Source organism: Carboxylicivirga linearis (genome assembly GCF_018271995.1).
GTDB lineage: Bacteria > Bacteroidota > Bacteroidia > Bacteroidales > Marinilabiliaceae > Carboxylicivirga > Carboxylicivirga linearis.
Genome location: NZ_JAGUCO010000100.1, coordinates 1 through 1,015, shown reverse-complemented (window position 1 = coordinate 1,015; position 1,015 = coordinate 1). Strand labels below are relative to the sequence as shown.

Here is a 1,015-nt window from a genome sequence, read left to right as displayed (position 1 = left end):
ATAAAAATATAAAATTCAGATTAAATATCTGATTGTTTTAAGGTTAAATTAATGTGAATAAGAAATAAGCTAATGCTTTTCTGTGGGCTATGGTATTTTTATTAAACCGTCCTCATCCCTCACTTTTTATTTATATATCACATTATCAACGCACTAAACTGAGGACAATGAGGACAGGTGAGGGACGAGAGCCGTTTTTCCCTCACTCGTCCCTCATTTATCCCTCGTTCATCCCTCATCCGTCCTCACTTATTTTTAGAGTAAAAAAATATATAGTATTAAATATCAATCTATTAATATCTATCCTCATAGAGATTGAGGAAATGAGGACGATTTTTGCTTTAATACCATAGCTAAAGTAAAACTGCATAGTTTTATTTTATAAGGTTATCCTTTCCAATTCGATGCCCTGGTCTTTGAGCATGTCATAATTAAGTATGTAGGCACTTGTCCGGCTTTTGCCAAACAATACATTCTTCCTACGGTGTTCTATAAATGAGCGGTGTTTCTTCAGGTACTCACCAACAACCGCCTGGTCAAGTGTGGTCAATCCTTCTTTTCGTGCCTGTTCCCTGTACAGTCCATGTATCGAGCCAACTCTCAGGTAAAGTTGTTTGCTATTGTTTTCACCAACCACAATCTTGTAATGTACATCCTCGGTAAGTTTGTACAGATTAACCAAAGATTGAAGCACATGAAAGTATTGCTCCACTTCATCGCTCTGGTGCTGTACCGATATGGTAAGTTTTGCAGAGCGGATTAAAGCCTGTTTTGCTGTTTGGTAATCAAATGGAAACTCCAAATCGGAATGCTCCATAAGAATTTTCATTGGAGTAAGCACCGATGAAATATTGAGTACCGTCCTTCGGTCAACATTGCCGTATTCCCTGGTAAGTTCATCCATGACCTCTGAACTAACACCCGGTTCCTCTTTTGAGTAATGTTCTTCAACCAAATACCGAAAATCAAAAACGGAACATGTAATATTGGTAAACTGTAAACTTTCCTCGGCTGC

Annotated in this window: 1 protein-coding gene; it reads right to left on the bottom strand. The window is 37.8% G+C overall.

What is annotated here, in order from left to right:
• Positions 1–379: 379 nt before the first annotated feature.
• A partial coding sequence (locus tag KEM10_RS23805; RefSeq protein WP_212220892.1) for a hypothetical protein occupies positions 380–1,015 on the bottom strand: 636 nt, incomplete at its 5' end.